Here is an 860-nt window from a genome sequence, read left to right on the forward strand (position 1 = left end):
AACAACCTGATCAACTCCGTACCGGGCGTTCAGGTAGTAGCTGCTGCTGACCCGATGCTTGACAAGTCCGGCGCACGCGAGTGGCTGGCAGAGCGCAAGATCACCAACGTTTCCACCGACTTTATGGACGTTATCAACAATCCTGAGGTAGACGTAGTATTCGTTTGCTCCTCCACTGATACGCACTGCGATGTTTCCATGGCAGCAGTTCAGGCTGGCAAGCACGTATTCTGCGAGAAGCCGATCGACTATGATATCGACAAGATCAAGAAGCTGCTCGCACTCGTTGAGGAGAAGGGCGTTAAGTTCCAGGTAGGCTTCAACCGCCGCTTCGACCACAACCACAAGGCAGTTGCAGACGCAGTTAAGGACGGCACGATCGGCGATCCGCATATCGTTATCGTTTCCTCCCGTGACCCGGAGCCGCCCCCGGCTTCCTACGTTGCAGTTTCCGGCGGTATCTTCTACGATATGATGATCCACGACTTCGATATGGTTCGCTACGTAACCGGTTCCGAGGCTGTTGAGATCTCCGCTGTTGGTTCCTGCCTCGTTAACCCGAACCTGCAGGAAGAGTCCGGTATTCCGGATGTTGACACCGCTGTTGTTACCATGAAGATGGCTAACGGCTGCATCGCTGTTATCAACAACTCCCGTCAGGCAGTTTACGGCTACGACCAGCGCGTTGAGGCGTTCGGCTCTAAGGGCATGGCTTCCGATGCCAACGACCTGCTGAACACCACCACCGTACTGACCAAGGACGGCGCTCACTCCGAGAAGCCGCTGTGGTTCTTCCTCGAGCGTTACAACCAGGCATTCATCAACCAGGTTATCTCCTTCGTTGATGCAATCAACAACGA

Annotated in this window: 1 protein-coding gene; it reads left to right on the forward strand. The window is 54.7% G+C overall.

The features are described from left to right. Positions 1-860 (forward strand): inositol 2-dehydrogenase (gene iolG / locus IEY11_RS14570; protein ID WP_188886903.1); only part of this gene is annotated, 860 nt, incomplete at both ends.

Source organism: Butyricicoccus faecihominis (assembly GCF_014648015.1).
Classification (GTDB): Bacteria; Bacillota; Clostridia; order Oscillospirales; family Butyricicoccaceae; genus Agathobaculum; species Agathobaculum butyriciproducens.